This window comes from Microlunatus elymi, assembly GCF_007362775.1.
Taxonomy (GTDB): domain Bacteria; phylum Actinomycetota; class Actinomycetes; order Propionibacteriales; family Propionibacteriaceae; genus Microlunatus; species Microlunatus elymi.
Genome location: NZ_CP041692.1, coordinates 3,118,802 through 3,143,995 on the forward strand (window position 1 = coordinate 3,118,802; position 25,194 = coordinate 3,143,995).

Sequence of the window (25,194 nt, forward strand, 5' to 3'; positions counted from 1 at the left end):
CCATTCTCTGCACTTACGTCACGCAAGTTCGGCGGAGGTTCAGTGGTCTCGCGGCTCGGCGCGGTGGATGGTCACCGAACCCATGCCGGCGAACGCCTTGACTACCACGCTCGGGCCGTCGACCGGGCCCGGCTCGCGAGTCGGGCTCAGGCTGCCGATCAACGGCAGTCCCGTCATGCTCACCCGCGCATCGGCCGGAACGGTGATGTTCACTGCGCCCAGGAATGCTCGGGCGGAGACGACTACGCCGGCGGTGCCGATGCTCGCATGGCTGAGGTCGAGCTGGACGTTGCCGAGCACACTCACCGCCGACATCTTGCCCTCGACGATCCCCGTCGGGCGAGCCTTGGTCTCCGACAGCACCGCCAGCTGGGGCCGCACCCCCTCGCGCGCGACGAGGCCGTCAGCGCGCGCGTCCACCACCGGATGATGATCAAGGTCGGCCGCGACGGCGGCGAGGTCACTGTGGGTCTTGCTTCGATAGAGCTGATCCAGGCGCTGCGCATGTTCCGCGGGCGTCAGGCGAGCAGGGCGCGGACGGCGTCGAGGAAGGGGCGGTCGTCGCCGGGGTGGTCGCCCAGGTAGTAGTGGGCTACGGCGGCGCGGCGGTCTCGCAGCGGGTCGGTGACCAGGAGCTCGTCCAGCAGGCCGGTGCAGGCGTGCTGGCCGTCACCCCGGACGGCGGCGTACTCGATCAGGTAGGCCGCGGCGGTGCTCGGATAATCGGTGGCGGCGGTGTCGGCCGACTGGCCGGGCGGCAGCACCACGGCGTACGGCTTGCCGGTGGCGAAGGAGTCGACCAGGGCTCCGCCGACATCGGTGATCAACGCGTCGCAGGCGTCGAAGTCGTCGGTCAGCTGGACGTCCCGGCCCTCGGCCGCCATCCGATGCGGACGCCCGGTGCTCTCCCGGTCCCGGCGCAGCAGATCGTCGACCGCGTTGATCTCGACCCGTTCGCCGGCACCCAGCCAGCTGAACGGGTGCGGCCGGAAGACGACCGTCGCGCCCCGATCCAGCAGTGCCGAAACGATTTTGGTCCCCAGCGGCAGCGAGCTCAGCACGGTCTGCGCGTTGTAGCCGCGCCAGGTCGGCGCGAACAACACCGTCGGCGGGCTCGCCTCGGCGATCGGCCGTCCGGCGCGCTGCAGTCCGGCCATCTGCGGCCGGCCGACGATGACGAACCGTTCCGCCGGCATCGTCAAGCCGGCCTGGGCATAGCGGTCGATCGCCGCCTGCCCGGCCACGAACACCAGGTCGAACATCCGGTGCATCGGATGCACCGACATCTCCTTGTCGGAGTCGCCGTGACCGAGGTAGACGTGCACCAGCCGCCGGTAGGTGACGAAGCTGGTGTTCTCGGCGACTCCGTTGACGTAGAAGGCGATCTTCAGCCCCGGCACGATCACCGAGTCCAGATCGCTGCCGGTCGGCAGCACCACGATCGGTGCGCCGGTCACCCGCTGCGTCGACGGCAACGCCTCCGGATGCCGCAATACCACCAGGTAGGGCAGCTGCAGCTTCTCCAGGATCGGGATCCACATCGCCAACTGGTACGAGGCGTTGTTGCGCCGGCCGGTGTAGATCACGAACGCCGGCTGATGGGCCGACACCGCGTCCTTGATCCGAGTCCGCTGCGTGTCCCGTCCCCGACGCGCCCGGAACGCCAGTCCGAGGTTGATCAACAACCCGAGACCCGCGATCAACATCAACACGAAGGCGACCCAGCCGGGCAGCGTCAGCATCGACAGCACCATGATCAACACGATCCCGCCGACGATCGCCATCCCGCTCCGGCCGGTGGGCACCTCGAACGGCCGCCGATAACCGCGCAGCTGAACGGCGAACGGCTGCGCCGGTCCGTGCAGGACCGCCAGCAGCGGCAGGGCCTCGACCTCGCCGGCGACGCCGATCGCCGCGATCAGCCCGAGCACCCCGTGCCCACGCAGGTCGGCGATGGCAGCGAGCGCCAGCCCGATCGCGACGGCGATCGGCGCCTGTCCGACCAGCGCGCGCAGCAGCGTCTGCGGCTTCATGTCCGGACCCGATCGCCGAGCAGTTCGGCGGCCCCGGCCAGGAAGCCGTCCGCAGCATGGCCGGGCGCGAAATCGCCCAGGTAATAACGTCGCATCTGTTGCCGTTCGGCGCCCTTCGGATCGGTGATCAACAACTGGTCCAACGCGTCGTCCAGATCGCCGAGGTCCTCGGCGATCGGATAGCCTGCCGCGGCTGCCGGAGCCTCCGCGATCAACTCGTCTTCGGTCCGTCCGACGGCAACCACGGCGAACGGCTTACCTGAGGCAAGATAGTCGGAGATCACCGCCGACACGTCGGTGATCATCGCATCGGACGCGTTGAAGCAGTCCTCGACACTCATCTGCTGCTCAGCCTCCGCGCCCCACAGATGCTGCCGCCCACTCGCCCGGCGGTCCTCCTCCAGCATCCGCGAGATCCGCTCGATCAGCTGCCGGTCGCCGGCGAATCGGTAGTTGAACGGATGCGCACGAAAGATCACCCGAACGCCGCGGCGCAGCAGCTCGGCGACGATGCTCTGCCCCTGCGGCAACGAGTAGACCCGGCTGTCCGCGTACGGTCCCTGCCAGGTCGGCGCGTACAGCACGGTCTGCTGCCCACTCGGCCGAGCCGCGGCGTCCGCGGTCTTGATCACCTCGGTCTGCGGCCGTCCGACGATCATGAACTTCTCCGCCGGGATGGTCACGTTGTGCCGGGCGTACCGGTCGACGGCAGCCTGCCCGGCGGCGAAGATCTTGTCGTAGATGGCATGCACCGGGTTGAAACAGGCCGGCTTCTCCGAGTCGCCGTGATTGAGCCAAACGTGGGTGAGTTCGCGGCGTTCGATCAGATGGGTGTTCCGGACCGCGTTGTTGACGTAGAACGCGACCTTCATGCTCGGCACCACCACGTCCTCCAGGCTGCGCAGGGTCGGCCGATACAACACCGGCACCCCGGTCCCCCGGGTCAGCGCGGCGATCTCGGTCAGCATCGGCAACGAACGGGTGATGATCACGAACGGCCGGCCGATCCGGATGAAGTACGGCAGCCACATGCCCACCTGATAACCGGCCCCGATCCCGGAGCCGAAGTAAACGCAGAATTCGGGCGCCCGACGCCGCAACACGTCCAGAACCGACGCCTCTGCCAGCACCGCCGCCCGCAGCCGGGCCCGCGCCGACCGGAGCGCGATGATGATCAAGATCAGGTACGCCGCCGCGGCGAGGGCCCACAACCCGTCGAACACCGAAACGGTCCCCGGCAGCAGATCGCCGACCGTGGCCAGCAGGAAACCCAACAGGGACAGCAGAATCGATCCGATGGACAGCCGGTGCAGCCAGGGCGACGTGGCCGGCACGGTCAGCTCCGGCAGCCCGTCGGCGATCACCCCCGGATACTCCCAGCCCTCCCGGACGGCGACCTCCAGCGCCAGTGCGATCAAGATCACCGTCGTGACGACTGCGGCGATACCGGCATCGTGCTGGGTGCCCAGCGCCGCGCCGGCGGCCAGCAGCAAGATCATCCGTGGCCCGTCCAAGGGTGTGCCGGCAGGCCCCTCGGATTGCTGCCACAGGGTCGGAATCGCTACCAGGGCGGCGATCAGTGCGGCGGCCAAGCCGACCCAGCCGTGGCCGCCCAGTGCGGCGGTCAGCGCCGCAACCGCGGCGACGCCGCTGATCATGGTCCGAGCCAGGCTGTCCAGGTTGCGCCGGATGGTGTCCCGGCTGACCCCGGTCGACCCGTCGTCGGACTCGGCCGGCTCCGCGATCGACGGCGGCGGGTTGTCACAGGCCGCGCGGACCGCGTCGACGAAGGTGTCGGCGTAACCGTCGACCGGGAAGTCGCCGAGGTAGTCGGCCCGCACCTCGGCTCGTACCTCGGTCAGCCGATCGCCGGCCGGCAGCAGCAATTCGTCCAGCGCCGCGGGCAGCCGGTCAAGATCGTGATCGATCAGGTACGCGGCCCGGGCCACCGGATAGTCGGCGACGAACTGCTCGAGATCATCGGCCGCGGCTTTCGACGAGGCCGGAGCGATCATCGCCAACGGCTTGCCGGAGAACAGGAAGTCCGACACCACCGCGGACACGTCGCTGATCATCACGTCGGCCAGATTCATGCAGCCCAAGGCGTCCAGCTCGGTCTCCGCGGCCGGCCCGTAGCGGTGCCCGGAACCGTTAGCGGCGTCAGCGGCGTCAGCGGAGAGCATCGCCTGCACGCGGCGGATGATCGCCGTGTCGGCCTCGTCGGCGTAGCTGAACGGATGCGGCCTGAAAATCACCCGCGCCCCACGCGCCAGCAGCGCGCCGACAATTGCCTCGGCTCGATCCAGCGAGCTCAGTGCGGTCTCGCTGACGTGCCCACGCCAGGTCGGCGCGTACAAGATCACCGGCGGCGCCCCAGCCAGCCGCTCGGCGATCCGTTCCGGATCCGGCTGCCGGACCACCTCGACCTGCGGCCGGCCGACCACCCGGAATTTGCTCTTGTCGATCAGCACCCCGTGCGCCGCGTAGCGCCGGTTGGCGGCCGGCCCGGCGGTGAAGATCCGGTCGTACATCGCGTGCGTCGGGTTGTAGGACGGCGGCTTCTCCGAGTCGCCGTGGCCGAGATAGACGTGGGTCAGCTGGTGATAGCGGATCAGCGCCCCGTTGCCCGACGACGCGTTGACGTAGAACGCGGCCCGCAGCGACTCGGTCATGATCAGATCCAGCTCGGCGACGCCGCGGCAACACACCACCGGCACGTCGGCGAGCGAGCCGTCGAGGTGCCGGGCGATCGCCTCGGCCGGCAACTCGTTGCGGGTGACGATCAAGAACCTGCGCCCGGCCCGGGCCAGATACGGCAGCCACATGATCAGCTGGTACGAGGCGTCGTCGGGACGAGCGGTGTAGAGCACGAACTCCGGCCGGTAGTCGGCGACCGCGTCGGCCAGGTTGCGCTGGAGCCGAGCCGCCACCCGGCGACGAGCCCGGACCTGGCGGACCAGTGCGCCGGCGGGCAGCACGCCGGCGACCGCGACCAGCAGGCCGATCCAGCCGGGCGATCCGGCCGCGCCGAGCACCGCGACCAGTGCGGTGACCAGCAGCGAGATCGGTGCGATCAGCCAGGCCGAAGCGGTCCGCTCGGGCAGTCGGGGCTGCCCCGGCAGACCGCGGGCGTAGGGCGCCGGCAGCCGCAGCAGCCGGACCAAAAACGGTTCGATCGCGATCGTGCAGATCAAGACCGCGATGCCGACCCCGATCCAGAGGGCTCCGGTCCACTGCGTCCCGAACCAGGCCGACCCCGCACCACGACTCCGGCTGGTCGTCCACGATCCGACCACCGCCGCGGCCGCCAGCATCCGCGAGCCGGCGAACCGGCCCAGTCCGCCGAGCCCGTTCCGCACCCGGAGCAGCGACCCGAGCCGGCCGGTCGGATAGATCGCCTCCGGCGGATCCTCGGCGGCGGCTTGCCGCGGGAACCGGAACGCCAGCCCAGCGAGCCCGAGCACCAGCAACAGCACCGCCGACCAGCGGCCGACCGTCGTACCGAGGGCGATGCCCGACCAGGCGGAGGCCGCCAGCAGTGCCGCGATCACCGCGGTCCCCGACGCCGAAGCAGTTGCCCGGCGCAGCACGCGGCTGGTCGGACCGTCCCCGGCCTGGGTCATGGCGATGTCGTCTCCTGCCTCCTCGCGCGGCCGAGCGTGGCACGCGCCGATCCGGATCACATGGATCGCGGCATCCGAGTTTATGGTGTCTCTCGCGATCCGAGCGGCCTCGCCCGCCGCGTGTCCGGATGGCCCCGCGTGTCGGTGAGGAGAGGTGGAGTTCGGTGTTGGCAGATGCCCGGAAGCAGTCCCGTCAGCTCGCCCGTCGGCTGAGCAAGCGGCTGCCCGCATCGGCGCAACGGGGGGCGCGCAACGGCTGGCGGCGGCTGCGGCCGTACGCCAAGCGGGTGTTCTACTCCCGGCCGGCGTCTCCCCTGGTGAGCATCGTCATCCCGATCTACAACGTCGAGCGTTATCTGCCGGCCTGCCTGGACAGCGTGCTGTCCCAGTCCTATCCACATCTGCAGGTGATCGTGGTCGACGACGGGTCGCCGGACGACTCGTACGAGGTCGCTCGTGGCTACGCCGATAGCGACCGGCGGGTCCAGATCGTCCGCCAGCCCAATGCCGGTCTCGGCGCCGCGCGGAACACCGGTGCCCGGCACGCCCGCGGCACCTTTTTGATGTTCATGGACTCCGACGACGTGCTCCGGCCGGACGCGATCCGGACCTACGTCCGGACGCTGCGCCAGACCGGTTCGGATTTCGCGGTCGGCTCGTACGACCGGCTGAACTCCAACCAGACCTGGCCGGCCGCCTGGTGGATCCGTTCGGCGCACCGCTTCTCCCGACTGCGGACCAACCTGGTCGAGTCCCCCGACATCTGCGTGAACGCGGTGGCCTGGAGCAAGTTCTACCGGCGCAGCTTCTACGACGAGCACGGCTTCGCCTTCCCCGAAGGCGTGCTGTACGAGGATCAGGCGCTGTCCGCTCGGGTGTACGCGACCGCACGGCAGTTCGACATCCTGGCCAAGATCACCTACGGCTGGCGGGTCCGGGAGGATCGCAGCTCGATCACCCAGCAGTCCACCGACGTCGCCGATCTCCGAGCCCGGCTGCATGCCGCCGAGAACTCACTGGCCGAGTTGGCCGCCCCCGAACTGGAGGAGGTCCGGCAGGTCCGGCTGGCGCAGTATCTGAGCAACGACTTCCCGCTCAGCATCAAGACCGCCCAGCACGCCGACGACGCGTTCTGGGAACTGCTCACCGACGGTCTGAAGCGGCTCACCGCCGATGCGGGGCCGGAGGTCTGGCGCCGGGTCTCGGCCCAACACCGGGTGGCGATCAGGCTGGTGATCGAGGGGCACCGGGACGCGGTGATCGACTTCATCGGACTCGGCCACAACAATCCGAAGAACATCCCGTCCCTGGTCGCCGACGGCAACGTCTATCTGCAGGTACCGGCCCGCCGGCTGCTCGGGCTGGGGCCGACCGACCCGCTGCTGGCGCTCGCCGAACATCAGCTCGGCCTGGTGTCCAGCATCCGCCGCGCCCACTGGGACGCCGACCACCGCTTCCACATCGAGGGCTGGGCCTACATCGACAACGTCGACCTGGCCCAGTGCGACACCGCGACCACGATCACCGCGATCGAACGCAACACCGGATTCGAGCTGGACCTGGACGTCGAGCTGCGGCCGTCGATCGAGGTCACCCAATCGACCAAGCACCGCTTCGCCCACTACGAGCCGTCCTGGTTCCACGCCGTGCTCGATCTGCCCGCCGCGATCGAGCGTTGGCGGGCCGAGGCCGCACCGAACGGCGAGAATCCCACCGGCGCCGGATCCGATTGGCAGCTCCGGGTGACCGTCGCCTCCGGCGGGCTCACCCGCACCGGCACCTTGGCCGCGCCCGACCCGGGTGGTTCGGCGGGCCGGCTGCAGGCCGACTTCCTGCCCGACGGTCAGCGGGTCGAGGTGACCTACTCCGGCAAGACCGGACTGCTGCTCGCCGCACGACGTCCGGCGTGCACCCTGCACGAGGTCGCACTCAACGGTCGGCGCCTCGCCCTGTCGGTGGTTGCCGACGAGGATTTCCGGCCCCATCAGGTCGAGGTCCGGCAGGCGGACGGCGGCCAGGTGGCTCGCGGCCGGTTGACGGCGGGCCAGGACGGGGTGGCGCGAACGGAGCTGACGCTGCCGCCGGCACGTCCGAGCCGAGCAACCGATGGCGGGCCGATCTGGGAGGTCTCGGCGCTGACGGTGGACGGATCCCGGAGTCCGATCCACTGGCCGCCCGGCGTAGCGCAGCCGTCGTCGACTGCTGCACCGATCCTCGAATCCGATCGATTCGGTGCCTTGGTCGTGAACGACCGACCGGTCGTGGTCCGGGTGGATCGTGCCGTGGTCACCGCTGCCGGGCTGCAGATCGGTGGCAGGGTGCACGGCACGAGCGCGGCCGGCCTGAGCCTGCGGTTGCTCGGCCCGAAGGCGTCTGCGGAGGCCGAGATCACCGAGCAGGAAGGCAACCGGTTCGCGGCAACCATCCAGTTGCAGGCGGACCCGTGGGCGCTGGGACGGCTGCCGCTGCCGATGGGCGACTACGTCCTGATGGCCACCCGGGATTCAACGGCACAAGCCGCCGTGACAACCGAGCCGATCGCCGATACGGCGGTACAGGTGGACGCGGCGCTGGTCAGCCGGTTGCCGGTTGAATTTCGCACCGATCGGCTCCGGGGACAGCTTCGAATCGACAGGTCACTATCGCTCGGCCTGCGCCTGGTTCCGCCGTTGGCCGATGGTGAGGTCGGTGCCCGTAACCAGCAGCGACTGCAGGACGAACTTCGGAACCGGTTGACCGACACCACGTTCGAGCCGGGCGCGGTGCTCTTACGTTCCTACTACGGCGAAATCTGCGGCTGCAACCCCCGCGCACTCCACGAATACCTCCACAACCACCCAGAAACCCCCGGCAGCCCCTACAAAATCTATTGGGCCATAAAAGACTACTCAGTCCACGTACCCGACGGCGGCATTCCCGTACTCCACGACAGCACCGAATGGTACCGACTCCTCCACGACGCCCAGTACTACATGGACAACATGCACCAACCCCTCTACCACAAAAAACCAGCCCACCAAACCCAAATCCAAACCTTCCACGGCTACCCATTCAAACAAATGGGCCTCTCCCACTGGACCAGCCAAGGCCGCGACATCGCCCACATCCAGTCCTACCTCGACCGCGCCGCCGACTGGGACTACCTCATCTCCCCCGCCACCTACGGCACCGGACCCCTGGCCCACGAATTCGGCTACCCCCACAAACCCCTCGAAATCGGCTACCCCCGCAACGACATCTTCTTCTCACCCCACAAAAACACCATCACCACCACCACCCGCCAACGACTCGGCATCCAACCCCACCAAACCGCAATCCTCTACGCCCCCACCTTCCGCGACGCCCTCAGCCTCGACGACAACACCGCCGCCATGGTCGACCACCTCGACCTCAACCAACTCACCACCGAACTCGGCCCCAACTACGTCATCCTCGTCCGCGGCCACGCCTTCAACGCCCGACTCCCCCAACGCATCAACACCCACACCACCACCGGACACCACACCATCATCGACGTCACCGACTACCCCGACATCGCCGAACTCTGCCTCGCCTCCGACGCCGCAATCCTCGACTACTCCTCCCTCCGATTCGACTACGCCCTCACCGGCAAACCCATGATCTTCATGGTCCCCGACCTCCACCAATACCAAAACGAAACCCGCGGCTCCCTCTGGCGCTACGAACCCACCGCCCCCGGACCCCTAGCCACCACCACCACCGACATCATCAAAAACATCCACAACCTCCAACAAACCCACCACAACTACACCAACGCCTACCAAACATTCCACCGCGACTTCCTCGACCTCGACGACGGAAACGCCACCCAACGACTCACCCAAACAATCTTCGGACCGTCACCGGATACGGTTTCATGAATCCGCGTAGGGACTGTAATTTTAACGGTGTAACTCCTGAGACGAAGGAGACACCTGTGACTGACGTGACGAGTAGGGATGTGGCTGCTGCTGACGGGCAGGAGCTGTCGGCCAGCGATCAGCAGCTGGTGCGCGAGCTGACCGATCGGGCCCGGGCCAACGGGTTGCAGCTGACCGGTCAGGGCGGCTTGCTGGGCCGGCTGACGAAGATGATCGTCGAGGGCGCCCTGGAGGGTGAGATGGATGATCACCTGGGGTATGCCAAGCATGATCCGGTCGGCCGGGACGGCGGTAACTCCCGCAACGGCTACCGGGCCAAGACGCTGTTGACCGAAGCCGGGCCGGTTGATGTTTCGGTGCCGCGGGACCGGGACGGCAGTTTCGAGCCGACGATCGTGGCGAAGCGGCAGCGGCGACTGTCTGGGGTGGAGGACCTAGTGATCTCGCTGTCGGCGAAGGGACTCACGACCGGGGAGATTTCGGCGCACCTCGCCGAGGTGTATGGGGCGGAGGTGTCGAAACAGACGATCTCGACGATCACCGACCGGGTGATGGAGGGGCTGGCCGCCTGGCAGTCTCGTCCGTTGGACCCGGTGTATGCGGTGCTGTTCATCGACGCGATCCAGGTCAAGATCCGGGAGGGTGAGGTCTGCAACCGGCCGATCTACCTGGCCCTGGGTGTCACCGCCGACGGTGAGCGTGACGTGCTCGGCCTGTGGGCCGGTGAGCACGGCGACGGGGAAGGTGCCAAGTACTGGCTGCGAGTGCTGACCGAGATCAAGAATCGTGGCACCAACGATGTGTGCATGCTGGTCTGCGACGGGCTGACCGGACTCCCTGACGCGGTGTCGGCGGTGTGGGACAAGACGATCGTGCAGACCTGCATCGTGCATCTGCTGCGGAACTCGTTCAAATACGCCTCGAAGAAGGACTGGGGGTCGGTCGCCAAGGACCTGAAACCGGTGTATACCGCCGCCTCCGAGGCCGAAGCGCTGGACCGGTTCGCCGACTTCAGCTCCAAGTGGGAGAAGCGTTACCCGGCGATCATCCGGCTGTGGACCAACGCTTGGGCAGAGTTCGTCCCATTCCTGCAGTTCGACCGCGAAATCCGCACCGTGATCTGCACGACGAATGCGATCGAGTCGATCAACGCCCGACTCCGGCGAGCGGTCAATGCCCGCGGTCATTTCCCCACCGAGCAGGCAGCGCTGAAGTGCCTGTACCTGGCGATCATGAGTCTCGATCCGACCGGCCGAGGACGCAAACGCTGGACCAACCGATGGAAGGCAGCACTCAACGCCTTCGACATCACCTTCGACGGACGCCTATCCGCCGGACGCAACTAACAAGATCAAAAATCAGTTACACCGAAAACTTGACAGACCCTCCGCGTAGTCAACTCGGCATCGAGAAGGGATGAGTGTGCAGAAGTTCGTACGACGCACCAGGCAACAATTGCGTGGTCTGGCCATCCGGACGTTGAATGCGGGGACCGGTGATGCGCCGCCGCAGCGGTTGGCCAAGGCCGGGGTGAAGCGTTTGCGTTCCGTTCGGCGCGCCGCGTCCAAGCCGGCTGCTCCGCTCGTCAGCATCGTGATCCCGGTCTACAACGTGGAGCGCTATCTGCGGGCCTGTTTGGACAGTGTGCTGACGCAGTCGTACACCGATCTACAGGTGGTCGTGGTCGACGACGGGTCACCCGACTCCTCGGTCGACATCGTTCGCGAGTACGCGCAGCGAGATCGTCGCGTGCAGCTCGTCCGCCAGGCCAATGCCGGCCTTGGGGCAGCGCGCAACACCGGCGCCCGGCACGCCCGCGGCGTGTTCCTGATGTTCGTTGATTCCGACGACGTGCTTCCCACGCATGCCATCGCGAACTATGTACGTACCTTGCAGAAGACCGGCTCGGACTTCGCCGTTGCCCCGTACGAGCGGATGAACGACGCGCGGACCTGGCCGGCAGCGCCGTGGATCCGCACCGCACACCGCGAGCCGCGGCTGCGTACCGACCTGAGCAGCGCTCCGGACATCTGCGTCAACGCCATCGCCTGCAGCAAGCTCTTTCGTCGCAGCTTCTGGGAAGAGCAGGGATTCGCCTTCCCCGAGGGAGTGCTGTACGAGGACCAGGCGCTGTCGACACGCATCTACGCCCGCGCGCGGCAGTTCGACATCCTCGACAAGATCACCTATCGGTGGCGCGCCCGGGACGATCGCAGCTCCATCTCTCAGCAGAACACCTCGGTTGCGGACCTCCGGGCCAGGCTCAGAGCGGCGAAGGACTCGCTGGCGGAGTTGGACCTGCCCGGCTTGGAACACGTTCGCAACACCCGGCTCGCGCAGTACCTGAACAATGACTTCCCGCAATCGATCAAGGCGTCCCAGCACGCCGACGACGAGTTCTTCCAGGTGCTTGCCGACGGGCTGAAACAGCTCACCGCCGACGCCGAGCCCGAGGTCTGGAGCCTGGTCTCGGCTCAACACCGAATTGCGATCGCGCTGGTCGTCGGTGGCCACCGGGAGGCGACGACCGAGTTCGTCGGCCTCGGCCACAGCAACCCGAAGAACCTTCCCGGCATCGTTGCGGACGGCAAGGTGTATCTCGACACTCCGGCCCGCCAACCGCTGGGTCTCGAGGCCACCGATCCGCTACTGGCTCTGGCCGACCACCAACTGGGACTCGTCACGAGCATTCGCCGCGCTTACTGGGACGAGGACCACGACTTCCATGTCGAAGGCTGGGCCTACATCGACAACGTCGATCTCTCCCGGTGTGAGACCGAGGTGAGGATCTTCGCGGTCGAAGGCGGGACGGGCACGGAGTTCGACCTTCAGGTGCAGCGGCAGCCGTCCGCCGAGGTCACGCAGGCCAGCAAACATCGTTTCGCCAACTACGAACCGTCCTGTTTCCGCGCCACGCTGGCGTTCTCCGGGGCCTCCGCAACGCTCGGTGATGCTGCCGGCCAGGCCGAATGGCAACTCTGGGCGTCGGTGACATCCGCCGGAATCCACCGAACGAAGCTCCTGACCGGCGTCGATCGGGGCGGTTCGGCGGGCCGGCTGCAGGCAGACTTCCTGCCCGACGGGACCCAGGTCGACGTGTCGTACTCTGCGAAGTCAGGTTTGACGCTGACTGCGCACCACCCGCGCGCCGTGGTGGCCGAAGCTTCGATCCAGGCGCGGACCCTGCAGCTGTCGGTGATCGGCACGGACGATCTCCGACCGGTACGACTCGAGCTGGCCGGCAACCGCAGCAAGAGGCAGTTGACGGCGGATTTCACCCGCGAGGACGACGTCCCGTCGGCGAGGATCGAGGTGCCGACGCCGCAGATCGACGAGCGTTCGGATCCGCCGATCGATCGAGAGAACTGGACGCTGCGCGTTGTCGACGCGGACGGCGGCCGGCACCCGATTGCCTGGCCGGCGCAGTCCGTACCGTCGCCGGGATCCAATCCGTACCTGCAACGGACGCAGTACGGCAACATCGGGGTGGTCGACGAGCCCCACGGCGTACGCGTTGACGATCTTGCGGTGGCCGACGGCGTCCTGCGGGTGCACGGCGTGGTGACCGGGGGTACGGCAGACGATCTGACGCTTCAGCTGAGGACATCCAAAGCCAGCGCCCGAGCCGAGCTGCGCGAGGCGACCGGCAGCCGATTCGTCGCCGACATCGAATTGGTCGATGACCCCTGGGGCCTCGGTGCGCTACCGCTACCGATCGGCGATTACGTGCTGGCGGCATCGCTCGAAGGCGTCCGCGCCGAGGTGCCGGTGCGGATGACCGACGCTCTGATTGCGCGACTGCCGATGGCGCTGGAGTCCGAACGCCTTCGTGGCGCGCTGCGGTTGCATACGCCGAATCTGCTCACGGTCCGCTTGCAGGCGCCGTTGGCCGATGGTGAGGTCGGTGCCCGTAACCAGCAGCGGCTGCAGGACGAACTCCGGAACCGGTTGACCGACACCACGTTCGAGCCGGGCGCGGTGCTCTTACGTTCCTACTACGGCGAAATCTGCGGCTGCAACCCCCGCGCACTCCACGAATACCTCCACAACCACCCAGAAACCCCCGGCAGCCCCTACAAAATCTATTGGGCCATAAAAGACTACTCAGTCCACGTACCCGACGGCGGCATTCCCGTACTCCACGACAGCACCGAATGGTACCGACTCCTCCACGACGCCCAGTACTACATGGACAACATGCACCAACCCCTCTACCACAAAAAACCAGCCCACCAAACCCAAATCCAAACCTTCCACGGCTACCCATTCAAACAAATGGGCCTCTCCCACTGGACCAGCCAAGGCCGCGACATCGCCCACATCCAGTCCTACCTCGACCGCGCCGCCGACTGGGACTACCTCATCTCCCCCGCCACCTACGGCACCGGACCCCTGGCCCACGAATTCGGCTACCCCCACAAACCCCTCGAAATCGGCTACCCCCGCAACGACATCTTCTTCTCACCCCACAAAAACACCATCACCACCACCACCCGCCAACGACTCGGCATCCAACCCCACCAAACCGCAATCCTCTACGCCCCCACCTTCCGCGACGCCCTCAGCCTCGACGACAACACCGCCGCCATGGTCGACCACCTCAACCTCAACCAACTCACCACCGAACTCGGCCCCAACTACGTCATCCTCGTCCGCGGACACGCCTTCAACGCCCGACTCCCCCAACGCATCAACACCCACACCACCACCGGACACCACACCATCATCGACGTCACCGACTACCCCGACATCGCCGAACTCTGCCTCGCCTCCGACGCCGCAATCCTCGACTACTCCTCCCTCCGATTCGACTACGCCCTCACCGGCAAACCCATGATCTTCATGGTCCCCGACCTCCACCAATACCAAAACGAAACCCGCGGCTCCCTCTGGCGCTACGAACCCACCGCCCCCGGACCCCTAGCCACCACCACCACCGACATCATCAAAAACATCCACAACCTCCAACAAACCCACCACAACTACACCAACGCCTACCAAACATTCCACCGCGACTTCCTCGACCTCGACGACGGAAACGCCACCCAACGACTCACCCAAACAATCTTCGGACGGCAATCCGAGGCGCCCGAATCCTGACTCGGATTGTGATCGGATCGGTCCTGTCGCCGCCAGAATCCCGCACGTGCCGGAAAGTGACCCCAAGAACTGGTCCGGCACGCGCCAGAATCCAGCGCGTGCCGGAAAGTGACTCCAAGAACCGGGCCGGCGGCCGCCAGAATCCAGCACGTGCCGGAAAATGACCGCGGGCAGGAGCGGTGGTGGAAGCGGGTCAGGCGGCAGCGAAAGCAGGCCCGAGATCGCCGGCGACCTGTGCGGTGATCACCGGCCGCAGTTCGCTTGCGGATGCGTTCGGATCGGCCGCCGCGAGCAACTCGAAGATGCTCGATTGCAGCACCTTCTCCGGCGCCGGAACGGTCAACCGGTCGATGATGCGCTCGGGGACCGGCTGCGGGTCGCTGTGCCGGAATTCCAGCAGGATCTGGGCGTAGTTGTCGGCAAGGACCGTGCTGTCGGGGTCCAGGCCGGTGATCAGCAACATGCCGGTCGGGGTTGTGCCGATCGGGATCACCGCGAGATCGGGCCGGTACTTCGCGAACACGTCGATGATCTGGTAGACGTCGCCGGTCCAGGCACTGGTGTGCCGATCTCGAGCGGCTTCGTCCACATTTCGCGGCAGCATGTCGTCGAAAATGATCATGCCCTTGGCGCTGGAACAGCGCTCGGCGTTGATGAAGTCCCGGAGCGCGTACTCGAAGATGTGCAGCCCGTCGATGAAGGCGAATTCGAACGGGCGACCGCCGGTGGGTGCGAGCGGATCCGGCCGAGAGAAGTACTCGTCACTGGACGTACGGAAAAGCGCGATGTCCCCGTCCAACTGAGCAGTGATGTGATACGTCGGGTCGATGGCCACGGAACGGCACTTCGACAACGCGAGGGTGTTGCCGGTGGCCACACCGATCTCCAAGTACGCCTGCGGCTTGAGCCGTTCGTGCGTCTGGGCCAGGAAGGGGCGGTAATCCACGACGTTGCCTTTCGTGAGGTGCTCGAACCACGTTCTGTCTCCAGGGTGACGACGACACTAGCCCAGTTCGCCGAGCAGCCGTTCGAGGTCTGCGCCGTTGCGGTCGAAGTCGAACTCCCAACTTGACTGATGCGCTGCGTACAGCGCGCCGCCATCGGGGTGACCAATGTCCGGCGAACTCCAGAACCAGTGCTCGTCGGCACCCAGCACGACGCCGTAAAGGTGCTCGTTCCGGGCGGTGTAGGCCTCGTGATTCAGCACGATCATGGTTTCCAGATTTCTGGCGAACATGAGATTGAACATGCCGGATCCGCCGAAACCCGCGACCACTCGCGCCTTGGAGAAGATGCCGGCCTGCTGCGGCAACGACAGCCGCTGCGGTTGCAGGATCTCGAACCCGTGCTCGGCGAACACCCGCTCGACCTCGGCGACGTTTCGGCAGGACCTGTTCTTGTAGGTCACCGGCCGGGAGACGAAAATCCGCTCGTACTCCGGAGCAGTGTCGTCGATGAGAGCGTCGCCGATGCGCTGCCAGACACCCTTCAGTTCGGGGTGGGCGTAGAACGGCGGCGCGTCGTGCCACATCGGCGTGGCTCCGACGAGCGACTCGACCCACACCGGCTCGTCGACCCAGACGATGTCGTCCGGGTCGACCCCGTAGGCGTCGAGAAAGACGTTCTCCAAGCGCGGCTCGGGTCGATCGGGATAGCGCTCGGGGATTCGCAAAAGGATCTTCAGGTCGGGGTCGGCGCGTTTGGCGATGTCCCAGCCCCAGAATTTCGGCATCCCCTCGGTCATCAGATGTCCGAAGTGGCCGGAATTGCTGTAGTCGAGATAGTAATACGCGCCCGGGAGGGTCTTTTCCGGCAGATCCTGCAGGCGAAGTCGAGCGAAACGCTCGTCCACATTGTTCAGCCGCGCCTGCGGCAGGTCGGCGCGCAGATGGAAACGGAACGAATCGGGCAGGATGGAGCTGTCGTCGTGGACGACGCCACCCGGCCCCACGCACAGCCTGCCCTCGTACCGCCGCAGATACAGCTTCGGGTACGGCAACTGGGCGTCCAGACCGTCAGCGGCCGACTCGGCCGGATCGTGCGCGTGGGAAACGATCTTCCCGGCAGAGGTCAGGGTGCCTTCGGGTTTGGTCGCCAGCGGCGTCACCTGCAGCGCGCCGCCGCTGCGCCGACGCAGCATCCGGGTCGCGACCCGGTCCCGTACCTTGAGGTGGTGGGTGTTGCCCTTGCCGACAATCAGATAGTCGCTGTCGATGACCAACGATTCGATCGACTCGGCAATGGACTTGTTCGGCTCTTCCAGGGTGGCAAGCTCCGACGGGGGCGTACTCACGTACGCGGAGAGATCCCGCAGGCGCCTGAACAGCGACGGCTCCCCCTTGGCGGCGGGCATGATCGAACTCCGGTCGACGGCGTAGATCCCGCCGGCCCGCAGGTGGAAGTACAACAGGCGCCACATTTTCACGTGCCGCCCGTCGGTGTCGCTGCGCAGATTGATCACCACATCCAGGTGACCGAAAGGAAGGAGTCGTTCGCTGATCTGCACCGGGCCGCCGCCCGCCAGGACGACTTTGGCGCCGTATCGGTCCGGATCCCACGACGAGTTTCCGGATTTCAGGACGACGAACAGTCGCGCCCCTTTGAAGCCTTCGGCAAGTTCTCGCACGGCGTCGGACCATTCGTTCGCGACGATCGCGACCTTGAGGTCGGAACGCTGCGGGATCAGCGACGAATAGCGGCCGAGAAGAGCTGAACGAGGTGCAGACCCGTCTTTCCGGACGCCTGTCGACACCAATTCACCGGACAGCCGATTCAATCGTGCCAACGACGCCCGGCCCGTCCGACGGAGGCGTCGGGCGGTACGTCCCGCTGTTGCTTTTGCTGCTCTGCTCATGGAATCAATCTGCTGTCGAGTCGAATCATCAGTCATCGAAACCACCTCGCTCGTATCGAAATGCCATGGGGTTTTTCTTCAATGCTGACCCAGGAGGACCATCGCCCAAGCGTGACACGTCGCACCCGAGCAGACCTTTACAGCGGGCAGCGATCTCTCAGCTTGCTTCCAACAATCTCAACCGGCGAGCAATGCGTCGACAGCGCGCTCGGCGGCGCGCCCGTCGTCCAGGGGGTTGAATTTCTGCTGCCACGCTCGGTAGTTGTCGGCGTGCGCCTTCGCGACCTCGTCCAGATCCCGCAGTGCGTCGATCGTCTCGTCTGTCGTCCGCAGCACGGGCCCGGGCGCGGAGGCGGCCAGATCGAAGTAAGTTCCCCGGCGAACGTCGCTGTACTCCTCCAGATCCGGTACGAAGAAGATTATCGGCTTGCCCGTGACGCTGAAATCGAACATCGTCGACGAGTAGTCGGTGATCATCACATCGCTGGCCAGGTACAGATCCGACAACTGCGGATAGAGCGTCACGTCGAGAAGTCGCTCGCCCGCCACACCGCGGCCATATTTCACGACATTGGGATGCCCACGCACCAGGAGTCGGCCGGTCGGGCCGAGGAAAGACGTCACCGCATCGAAGTCGAGTTCCCGGAACAGACCCTTGGCCTGCTCCCGCCAGGTGGGAGCGTACAGAACGACCCGGTCCGCGCCCTCGATCCCCAACCGCTGCCGCACCGAATGGCGGTACGCGTCGTCCGCGCGGACAAGCACGTCATTGCGCGGATAGCCGATCTGCAGGATGTTTCCACGATAACCGTAGGCGGATTCGAAGATCTTCTTGCTGTATTCGTTCTGCGCAATGAGAAAGTCCCACTGACCGACTTCTTCCGCGGTTTTGCGACGATATTCGTCACCGCGCCGAATTCCGATCCGGTCGTTACCGAGGAGTTTGAGCGGCGTACCGTGCCAGGCCTGCAGCACACGTTGATGGTCCCGGCGCCGGAACCGGCCCGGCAGCCAGCAATTGTCGATGATGTAGCGCGAGCTGGTCAGCGCCCGCCACCACTCGGCGCTCTTGTAGACCAGTCCGGTGGTGCCGCCGGGGACCTCGACCGAATAATCGGCAACCGTCCACAGCAAACGCAGATCCGGCCGTCGATCGGCGATGACGTCGGCGATGGCCAGGCTGTTGTCGCTGACCGACTTGCCGAAGTAGCTGTTGAGCAGCACAGTGTCGGTGGGGGCGACCGGGCCGGACACGTGCCGATTCTCCAGCCGGCGGACCGTGTACTTGCTGCGTTCGCCCGCTGCCAGCGGCGGACCGATCCGGATCGTCAGGGCGTCTGCCCGGCCCCGGCGGATTTCGAACGTGTTGCCCGCGGTACGCACCGTCCGCGGCAGCGTCTCGGCCAGTTCTGCGTCCAGCGTCGCCTTCACCTCGGCCTCGGCGGTCGGGCCGCGATCAGCACGATCGACGCTCGTGGTCAGTTCGTAGTCACCGAGTGCCAGCGGCACCGGCGTCAGCCCCCAGTCGTGAATCGCGGTCTGGGCGAACTCGATGGCGAATCTGCCGTCACCGATCTCCAGCCCGGAGGCTTCCACCGTGCGCCGCCCGGCAACCAAGCGCCAGTCCGCTGGATCGGCGCAGACCGCGTGACATGTCCCGCTGATCCTCAGCCGACCGGAATCGCCGCAGTCATCCGAACGGCCCGGCGTGAGGTCGATCCGGTCCACCACCAGCCGGTAGGGATGGACGTCGAGCCGGACGACGCCGTTGGGTCCGAATCGAACCGCGGCGCGGGGGTCGGTGGCCGACTGCTGACGGAATCCGTGCCGCGCGTCGCCCTGCCAGTGGACGTGCCGGGTTGCTCCGTCGGCGTCGGCAACCAGCAGATACCAGGACTGAGCACGCAGTGACGTCGGATCCAGATCCAGCGCCTCGGCGTACGAACCGGAAATCTCGACCGCCCCGGCGTCCGCTTCGCGCAGTCGCAGCGGGATGTCGGTGTTCTCACGCCGAAGGAGTGCGGTCGTCGCCGCGAAGTCACCGCGGCGTTCGACGGTTGCGACGAACTGGTCTGCTTCCAGCGCCACGTCGCGCAGCGAGAAGGCACGTCTCGACACGACGATGCTCAAGCCGCGGCCCTTGCTCCAGGTGGGCCGGGCCAGTAGACCTCGGCCCAGAAAGCCGGCGTTGAGTTGACCCGCCGAGCCCCCGTCGTCGCGGTCACGGAGTCGGTCGGTGACGTCCCCGGCCTCGTCTCGTACGACCAGCTGAACCTGCCAGGTGTGTTCGAAGACGGACGAGGCGTCGTCGCGTAGCTCGGCCGGCACCAGCTGGATCAGATCGATCACGGCTCGGAACCCCGAATGCGTCCGGTCCTGCATCGGGCTCTTGGAGAAGTCGTTGAACGCCGCCGAGCACAGCGGCTCGACCGGAAGCTCGTACGAGTTGTCGCCGCGAACCAGCCGTACGCCGATCACCCGCGTCCCGTTCAGCGTGTCGCCGCGCCGCCAGGCAGCCCCCTCGAGCACCAGGCGCCGGACGCCCGCGTAGTCGGGTTCGGCCCAGCAGACGCGGAGCAGTCGGGAGGTCAGCGCGTTCGGCGGCTGCTCGGACTCGACCGGCTGCTGCGCGTCCTGCTGCTTGGGATTCGGAGCTGAAGCCGAGGAGCCGGACAGCTGCCGGACCCGACCGACAAGCCGCTTCAGAGGTGAGCCCAGTTCGATCTTGGTCATCAAACTCCTTGCAATTGCCGACGACGCGACGCAGCCCGGCTCGGCCCAGCAGTGATACGAACGCTGCGAAGGTACCACCTGGTCCAGCCGGCGAGGATCCTTGTCGGAGACACGTTAGGGTCATCGAGTGGAGAAGCTGCGGAACGTCGCCGTCGTGCTGGCCGGCGGCACCGGCACCCGGGTCGGACTGGACATCCCCAAGCAGTTGATCAAGATCGCGGGCAAGCCGGTGATCGAACACACCATCAGCGCGCTCAGCCGGTCGCCGCTGATCGACGAGATCATCATCATGATGACGCCGGGCCATCTCGACCCGGTACGAGCGATTGTCAACGGGGGCGGCTACACCAAGGTCACCCGGATCCTGGAGGGCGCCGGCACCCGCAACGACACCACCCAAGCCGCGCTGGCCGCGCTCGGTGATCAGGAGTGCAACGTCATCCTGCACGACGCGGTCCGACCGCTGGTCTCGCAGACGATCATCGAGGCCAACGTCCGCGCGCTGGCCGACTACGCCGCGGTCGACACCGCGATACCGTCGGCGGACACCATCATCCAGGTCGACGGCGAACTCGACGCCGGCAAGCGGGTTGGCGGCGAGCAGCCGGTGATCTCCGACGTCCTCCGGCGCGCGCTGCTGCGCCGCGGCCAGACCCCGCAGTCGTTCCGGCTGTCGGTGCTGCGCAAGGCGTACGAATTCGCCAATCAGGATCCGAACTTCACCGCCACCGACGACTGCACGGTGGTGCTGCGTTACCTGCCCGACGTACCGATCGCGGTGGTCGACGGGCACGAGCGCAACATGAAGATCACCGAGCCGATCGACGTCTACCTGGCCGACAAGCTCTTCCAGCTCACCTCGGCCGATCATCCGCTCGCGCCCAGCCCGCAGGAGTACGAGGCCGCGCTGCGCGGCCGGACGATGGTGATCTTCGGCGGCTCGTACGGGATCGGCGCCGACATCGCGAAACTCGCCCGCGGCTACGGTGCCGAGGTCCACACCTTCTCCCGTTCCTCCACCAACACCCACGTGGACCGGCGCGAGGACGTGCACGCCGCGGCGGAGTCGGTGATGGCCAAGAGCGGCCGGGTCGACTTCGTGGTCAACACCGCCGGGGTGCTGCCCCGGGGCCAGTTGGCCGAAACCAGCGAGGAGACCATCTACTCCGCCACCGAGATCAACTACCTCGGCCCGGTCTTCATAGCTCAGGAGTTTCAGCCCTATCTGGCCGAGACGAAGGGCTCGCTGCTGCTCTTCACCTCGTCCTCCTACACCCGCGGCCGGTCCGGCTACGCCCTCTACTCCTCGGCCAAGGCCGCGGTGGTGAACCTGACTCAGGCCCTGGCCGACGAGTGGGCGGGTCTCGGCATCCGGGTCAACTGCATCAACCCGGAGCGGACCGCGACGCCGATGCGGACCAAGGCGTTCGGTGCCGAACCCGAGGGCACCCTGCTGGCCTCCACCGAGGTCGCCCGGCAGTCGCTGGACGTACTGCTCGCGGCCCAGACCGGACACGTCATCGACATCCGCCGCGAGGACGGGCCGGCGGCCGCCGACAACGGCTGACGCGGCTCCGGCTGAGACCTGGGTGCGGACTAAATTGACCGGCATGCGAGCGACGGTCCGCGACGTGGCAGCCCGAGCCGGGGTGTCCCCGAAGACCGTCTCCAACGTGCTCAACGGCACCTTCCGGGTCAGTCCCGACACCCGCTCCCGGGTGGAGGAAGCGCTGGCCGCGCTGGACTACGTACCGAATCTGTCCGCCCGGGGCCTGCGCAACGGCCGGACCGGGATGATCGCGGTGGCGATGGCGGACCTGCGGATGCCCTACTCGGCCGAGATGTGTCATCACTTCGTGGAGGCAGCGGCCGGCCGCGGACTCCACGTTCAGATCGAGGAGACCGCCGGCAGCGGCGAACGCGAGGTCGAACTGATGTCCCGGGCCCGGGCGCAGCTGGTGGACGGATTGATCTTGAATCCGGTCCGGTTGGAGACCACGGCCGTGCAACGCGACGTCAACCTGCCGCCGGTGGTGCTGATCGGCGAAGTTGATCAACCGATCGTCGATCACGTCTGGATCGACAACGTGGCTGCCGTCCGGGAGCTGACCGGGTTGCTGATCGACCAGGGCCATCGGCGGATCGCGATCGTCGGCACCGGCCCGATGGCCACCGCACAACTGCGGCTGGCCGGCTACCGCAAGGCGCTGCGGTCGGCCGAGATCAAGATCGACCGATCACTGCTTGTTCCCTGTGAGGGTTGGCATTCCACCGATGCGGCCGAGTCGTTCAGCGCGTTCCTGGACCGGCACGAACCGCCGGAGGCCGTCGTCTGCATGACCGACACGATCGCCTTCGGGGTGATCAGCGCGCTGCACGCGCACGGACTGTCCGTGCCCGACGACGTGTCCATCGTGGGCTACGACAACATCACCGACTCGGCCACCACCGTGCCGGCGCTGACCACGATCGACTTCGACAAGCAACGCTTCGCCGACACCGCGGTGGACGTGCTGCTGAGCCGGATCGCGAACCCGGCCGCGCCGATCATGAGCGTCACCATCCCCTACCGGTTGATCGAGCGGGCCAGCACCGCAACCCGCTGACCACTCCCACTCCCGACCTGTCAGAACGTAGGTGGGCTATGACCCGACTACCTTCTGACAACTCGGTTGGGGAAGGTTGAAGCGCGGCTGAGGCGGCCGGTGCGGTGTGATCCGGGTCACTACGCTGATTCCGTTCGGTGGGATTTTCGGGGTGGTGGACATGGCCGGGCATATCGGGGGAACTCTTCGCGCGGTGGCTACCGCAAGCGCAGCGCTGCTGGTGTTGGCGGTGTCCGCGCCGGCTGCGCTCGCTGCCGGTGATCATCCCAGCGGGTTCTGGTACGGGACCGACAGCTCGACCGTCAAGGTGTCCGGTTCGGCGCCGTACCAGGAGCCGGTGATCGGCGGCTCGTACGGCGGCTACATCGGCATGGTCGGCAACTGGGCCAACCTGACCGGCTGTCACAAGATCGTCGTGTGGTCCTCGACCAACGCCAAGCAGGCCAACACCGACTACCTGACCTATCACCGCGGTGTCGGCGTCGGCGGGTACTACTTCATGGGTGGGCCGGGTGTCGACCCGCACTACAACGGGACGGCGAGCGAGGCGAAGTCCTGGGGTGAGAAGCAGGCGGCGCAGACCCTGCACGACCTCTCCCTGCACCACATCACCTATCCGGTGGCGTTCATGGACATCGAGATCCCGGGCGACTCGCCGTCCTACACCCCGGCCCCGGACAACGGCTGGAACACCGTCTACACCTCCCCCTGCAGCGGCCGGGTGCGATCGCACGGCGTCGCGTACGCCGTCGATCGAGCCGAGGTCAACGGCTACGCCGACTACCTGACCGGCCACTCGCACGACAAGGCCGGCGTGTATTCGGCCCCGGACATCTGGCGGTCGATCTTCGGCACCGGCACCGACTCGCTGATCCCGAACACGTACGAGTGGACCTACGAGTCATTCACCCGCAGCCTGGCGCACCGACCGAACGGCTGGTGCCTGTCCGGCACGTCGACCTGCGCGCACTTCTTCGGCGGCCAGACCTCCGGGTCGAAGTACGCGCTGATGTGGCAGTGGTCCGGCGGGGGCGGGTCCCGCAACGGCTACGGTGACTTCGACCAGATCGACGGACTGCGTTGATCTGTTCGCTTCGCTCACGCGGGGGGCGACCCCCGGACCCCCGGGCGTGGCCACTTCCATAGACCGACTCGCCGAGCCCGCTTCGCGGACTGCGGCATACGCGGCCGCGGGTGCGTTCCCCGAGTCAACGTGGTCGGGACGGCTGCTCTAGCGGAGTTCGGATTCTACGGCGGCGATGAAGCCGTCGACGTCCTCGGTGGTGGTGTCGAACGAGCACACCCAGCGGACCTCGCCGGCGGCCGGATCCCAATCGTAGAAGGCGAACTTCTGCCGCAGCCGGTCGGCGACACCTGCCGGCAAGGTGGCCAGGATGGTGTTCGCGTCGGTCGGCTGGCTGAAGCTGATGCCGGTGATCGCGCCGGAGGAGACTCGCTCCTCCAACCCCGTACGCAGTCGACGGGCCATCGCGTTGGCGTGCGCCGCCGACCGCTGCCAGAGATCATCCTCCAGCAGGGCCAGGAACTGCGCCGACACGAAGCGCATCTTCGAGGCCAGCTGCATGTTGAGCTTCTGCAGATAGCCAAGGCCGGTCACCGCGTCCGGATTGATCGCCAGCACCAACTCGCCGAAGATCAACCCGTTCTTGGTGCCGCCCAGCGACAGCACGTCCACGCCGGCGTCGGTGGTCAACGCTCGCAGCGGCAGGTCCAGTGACGCCGCCGCGTTGGCCAGCCGGGATCCGTCCAGGTGCACCGTCAGCCCGAGCGCATGGGCCCGGTCCGTGAGGGCACGCAACTCCTCGGCGGTGTAGACGGTGCCCAACTCGGTGGACTGGGTGATCGACACCACTCCCGGCAGCGGGTGATGGACGTCGTCGGGTTCGCGCGGATAGCGGTCAAGATCATCGGGCCGGAGCTTGCCGTCGACGCTGGGCACGGTGAGCAGCTTGATCCCGGCCACCCGTTCCGGCGCGCCGGCCTCGTCGGTGTTGATGTGCGCGCTCTCGGCGCAGATCACCGAACCCCAGTGCGGCAGCATCGACTTCAACCCGACCACGTTCGCGCCGGTGCCGTTGAAGACCGGAAACACCTGTACCTGTTGGCCGAACTGCTCGCCCAGCACCTCAGCCAACCGCGCGGTGTAGGCGTCACCTCCGTACGAGATCTGGTGGCCACCATTGGCACTTGTCAGCGCCGCCAGCACTTCCGGATGGACACCGGCATAGTTGTCGGAAGCGAAGCCGCGGAGGTCTGGGTCATGCAAGCTGTTCACCAGCGGAGTCTCTCATCTGCTACCTCGCACACAGCTCGGACCTGTCTGGAACAGAAGCTGAGGGACTA

The 25,194-nt window shown here is 66.7% G+C and carries 13 protein-coding genes; 6 read left to right on the forward strand and 7 right to left on the reverse strand.

What is annotated here, in order from left to right:
- Positions 1 to 39: 39 nt before the first annotated feature.
- The 3 genes from FOE78_RS14005 to FOE78_RS14015 all read right to left on the reverse strand — a co-directional run bounded on the left by FOE78_RS14005 (position 40) and on the right by FOE78_RS14015 (position 5,656).
- Positions 40 to 423, reverse strand: coding sequence for a LiaF domain-containing protein (locus tag FOE78_RS14005; RefSeq protein WP_143986842.1), 384 nt, complete (start codon positions 421 to 423; stop codon positions 40 to 42).
- A 95-nt stretch (positions 424 to 518) separates the two neighbouring features.
- Positions 519 to 2,033 (reverse strand): CDP-glycerol glycerophosphotransferase, encoded by a 1,515-nt coding sequence (locus FOE78_RS14010; protein ID WP_143986843.1) that lies wholly within the window; start codon positions 2,031 to 2,033, stop codon positions 519 to 521.
- Complete coding sequence (locus FOE78_RS14015; RefSeq protein WP_143986844.1) at positions 2,030 to 5,656, reverse strand: CDP-glycerol glycerophosphotransferase family protein; 3,627 nt, start codon at positions 5,654 to 5,656, stop codon at positions 2,030 to 2,032. The genes FOE78_RS14010 and FOE78_RS14015 overlap by 4 nt, the downstream gene beginning before the upstream one ends.
- Before the next feature lie 164 nt (positions 5,657 to 5,820).
- On the opposite strand from FOE78_RS14015, the gene FOE78_RS14020 reads away from it, so the two are divergent.
- From FOE78_RS14020 to FOE78_RS14030, 3 genes are all read left to right on the forward strand, one after another.
- Positions 5,821 to 9,537 carry a bifunctional glycosyltransferase/CDP-glycerol:glycerophosphate glycerophosphotransferase gene (locus FOE78_RS14020; protein ID WP_168207518.1) on the forward strand — a complete coding sequence of 1,239 codons (3,717 nt, stop codon included), beginning with the start codon at positions 5,821 to 5,823 and terminating at the stop codon, positions 9,535 to 9,537.
- The gene (locus FOE78_RS14025) at positions 9,534 to 10,883 is read left to right on the forward strand and encodes an IS256 family transposase (protein ID WP_456081600.1); all 1,350 of its coding nucleotides are present in this window, start codon (positions 9,534 to 9,536) and stop codon (positions 10,881 to 10,883) included. Before FOE78_RS14020 ends, FOE78_RS14025 begins: the two co-directional genes overlap by 4 nt.
- A 70-nt stretch (positions 10,884 to 10,953) precedes the next feature.
- Positions 10,954 to 14,637, forward strand: coding sequence for a bifunctional glycosyltransferase/CDP-glycerol:glycerophosphate glycerophosphotransferase (locus FOE78_RS14030; RefSeq protein WP_143986846.1), 3,684 nt, complete (start codon positions 10,954 to 10,956; stop codon positions 14,635 to 14,637).
- A gap of 193 nt (positions 14,638 to 14,830) precedes the next feature.
- Here FOE78_RS14030 and FOE78_RS14035 read toward each other — a convergent pair whose 3' ends face one another.
- The 3 genes from FOE78_RS14035 to FOE78_RS14045 all read right to left on the reverse strand — a co-directional run bounded on the left by FOE78_RS14035 (position 14,831) and on the right by FOE78_RS14045 (position 20,224).
- Positions 14,831 to 15,583 carry a class I SAM-dependent methyltransferase gene (locus FOE78_RS14035; RefSeq protein WP_143986847.1) on the reverse strand — a complete coding sequence of 251 codons (753 nt, stop codon included), beginning with the start codon at positions 15,581 to 15,583 and terminating at the stop codon, positions 14,831 to 14,833.
- Positions 15,584 to 15,640: 57 nt separating this feature from the next.
- Positions 15,641 to 17,263 carry a glycosyltransferase family 61 protein gene (locus tag FOE78_RS14040; RefSeq protein ID WP_168207519.1) on the reverse strand — a complete coding sequence of 541 codons (1,623 nt, stop codon included), beginning with the start codon at positions 17,261 to 17,263 and terminating at the stop codon, positions 15,641 to 15,643.
- 405 nt (positions 17,264 to 17,668) lie between these two features.
- Positions 17,669 to 20,224: a CDP-glycerol glycerophosphotransferase family protein gene (locus FOE78_RS14045; protein WP_143986849.1), complete on the reverse strand. Its 2,556-nt coding sequence runs from the start codon at positions 20,222 to 20,224 to the stop codon at positions 17,669 to 17,671.
- Positions 20,225 to 20,351: 127 nt separating this feature from the next.
- Between FOE78_RS14045 and FOE78_RS14050 the strand changes: the two genes are divergently transcribed.
- The 3 genes from FOE78_RS14050 to FOE78_RS14060 all read left to right on the forward strand — a co-directional run bounded on the left by FOE78_RS14050 (position 20,352) and on the right by FOE78_RS14060 (position 23,914).
- Positions 20,352 to 21,791, forward strand: a complete 1,440-nt coding sequence (locus FOE78_RS14050; protein ID WP_143986850.1) for a bifunctional cytidylyltransferase/SDR family oxidoreductase — start codon at positions 20,352 to 20,354, stop codon at positions 21,789 to 21,791.
- 43 nt (positions 21,792 to 21,834) lie between these two features.
- Positions 21,835 to 22,830, forward strand: coding sequence for a LacI family DNA-binding transcriptional regulator (locus FOE78_RS14055; protein ID WP_143986851.1), 996 nt, complete (start codon positions 21,835 to 21,837; stop codon positions 22,828 to 22,830).
- Positions 22,831 to 23,023: 193 nt separating this feature from the next.
- Positions 23,024 to 23,914 carry a hypothetical protein gene (locus FOE78_RS14060; RefSeq protein WP_143986852.1) on the forward strand — a complete coding sequence of 297 codons (891 nt, stop codon included), beginning with the start codon at positions 23,024 to 23,026 and terminating at the stop codon, positions 23,912 to 23,914.
- Between the two features lie 147 nt (positions 23,915 to 24,061).
- Here the strand turns inward: FOE78_RS14060 and FOE78_RS14065 are convergent, their stop codons facing one another.
- The gene (locus FOE78_RS14065) at positions 24,062 to 25,126 is read right to left on the reverse strand and encodes a threonine aldolase family protein (protein WP_228265833.1); all 1,065 of its coding nucleotides are present in this window, start codon (positions 25,124 to 25,126) and stop codon (positions 24,062 to 24,064) included.
- Between the last annotated feature and the right edge of the window lie 68 nt (positions 25,127 to 25,194).

Bases quoted from the DNA above. Each gene is read 5' to 3' on its own strand.
- FOE78_RS14010 (WP_143986843.1), bottom strand. From the start codon at position 2,033: ATGAAGCCGCAGACGCTGCTGCGCGCGCTGGTCGGACAGGCGCCGATC.
- FOE78_RS14015 (WP_143986844.1), bottom strand. From the start codon at position 5,656: ATGACCCAGGCCGGGGACGGTCCGACCAGCCGCGTGCTGCGCCGGGCA.
- FOE78_RS14025 (WP_456081600.1), top strand. From the start codon at position 9,534: ATGAATCCGCGTAGGGACTGTAATTTTAACGGTGTAACTCCTGAGACG.
- FOE78_RS14030 (WP_143986846.1), top strand. From the start codon at position 10,954: ATGAGTGTGCAGAAGTTCGTACGACGCACCAGGCAACAATTGCGTGGT.
- FOE78_RS14045 (WP_143986849.1), bottom strand. From the start codon at position 20,224: ATGACCAAGATCGAACTGGGCTCACCTCTGAAGCGGCTTGTCGGTCGG.
- FOE78_RS14055 (WP_143986851.1), top strand. From the start codon at position 21,835: ATGCGAGCGACGGTCCGCGACGTGGCAGCCCGAGCCGGGGTGTCCCCG.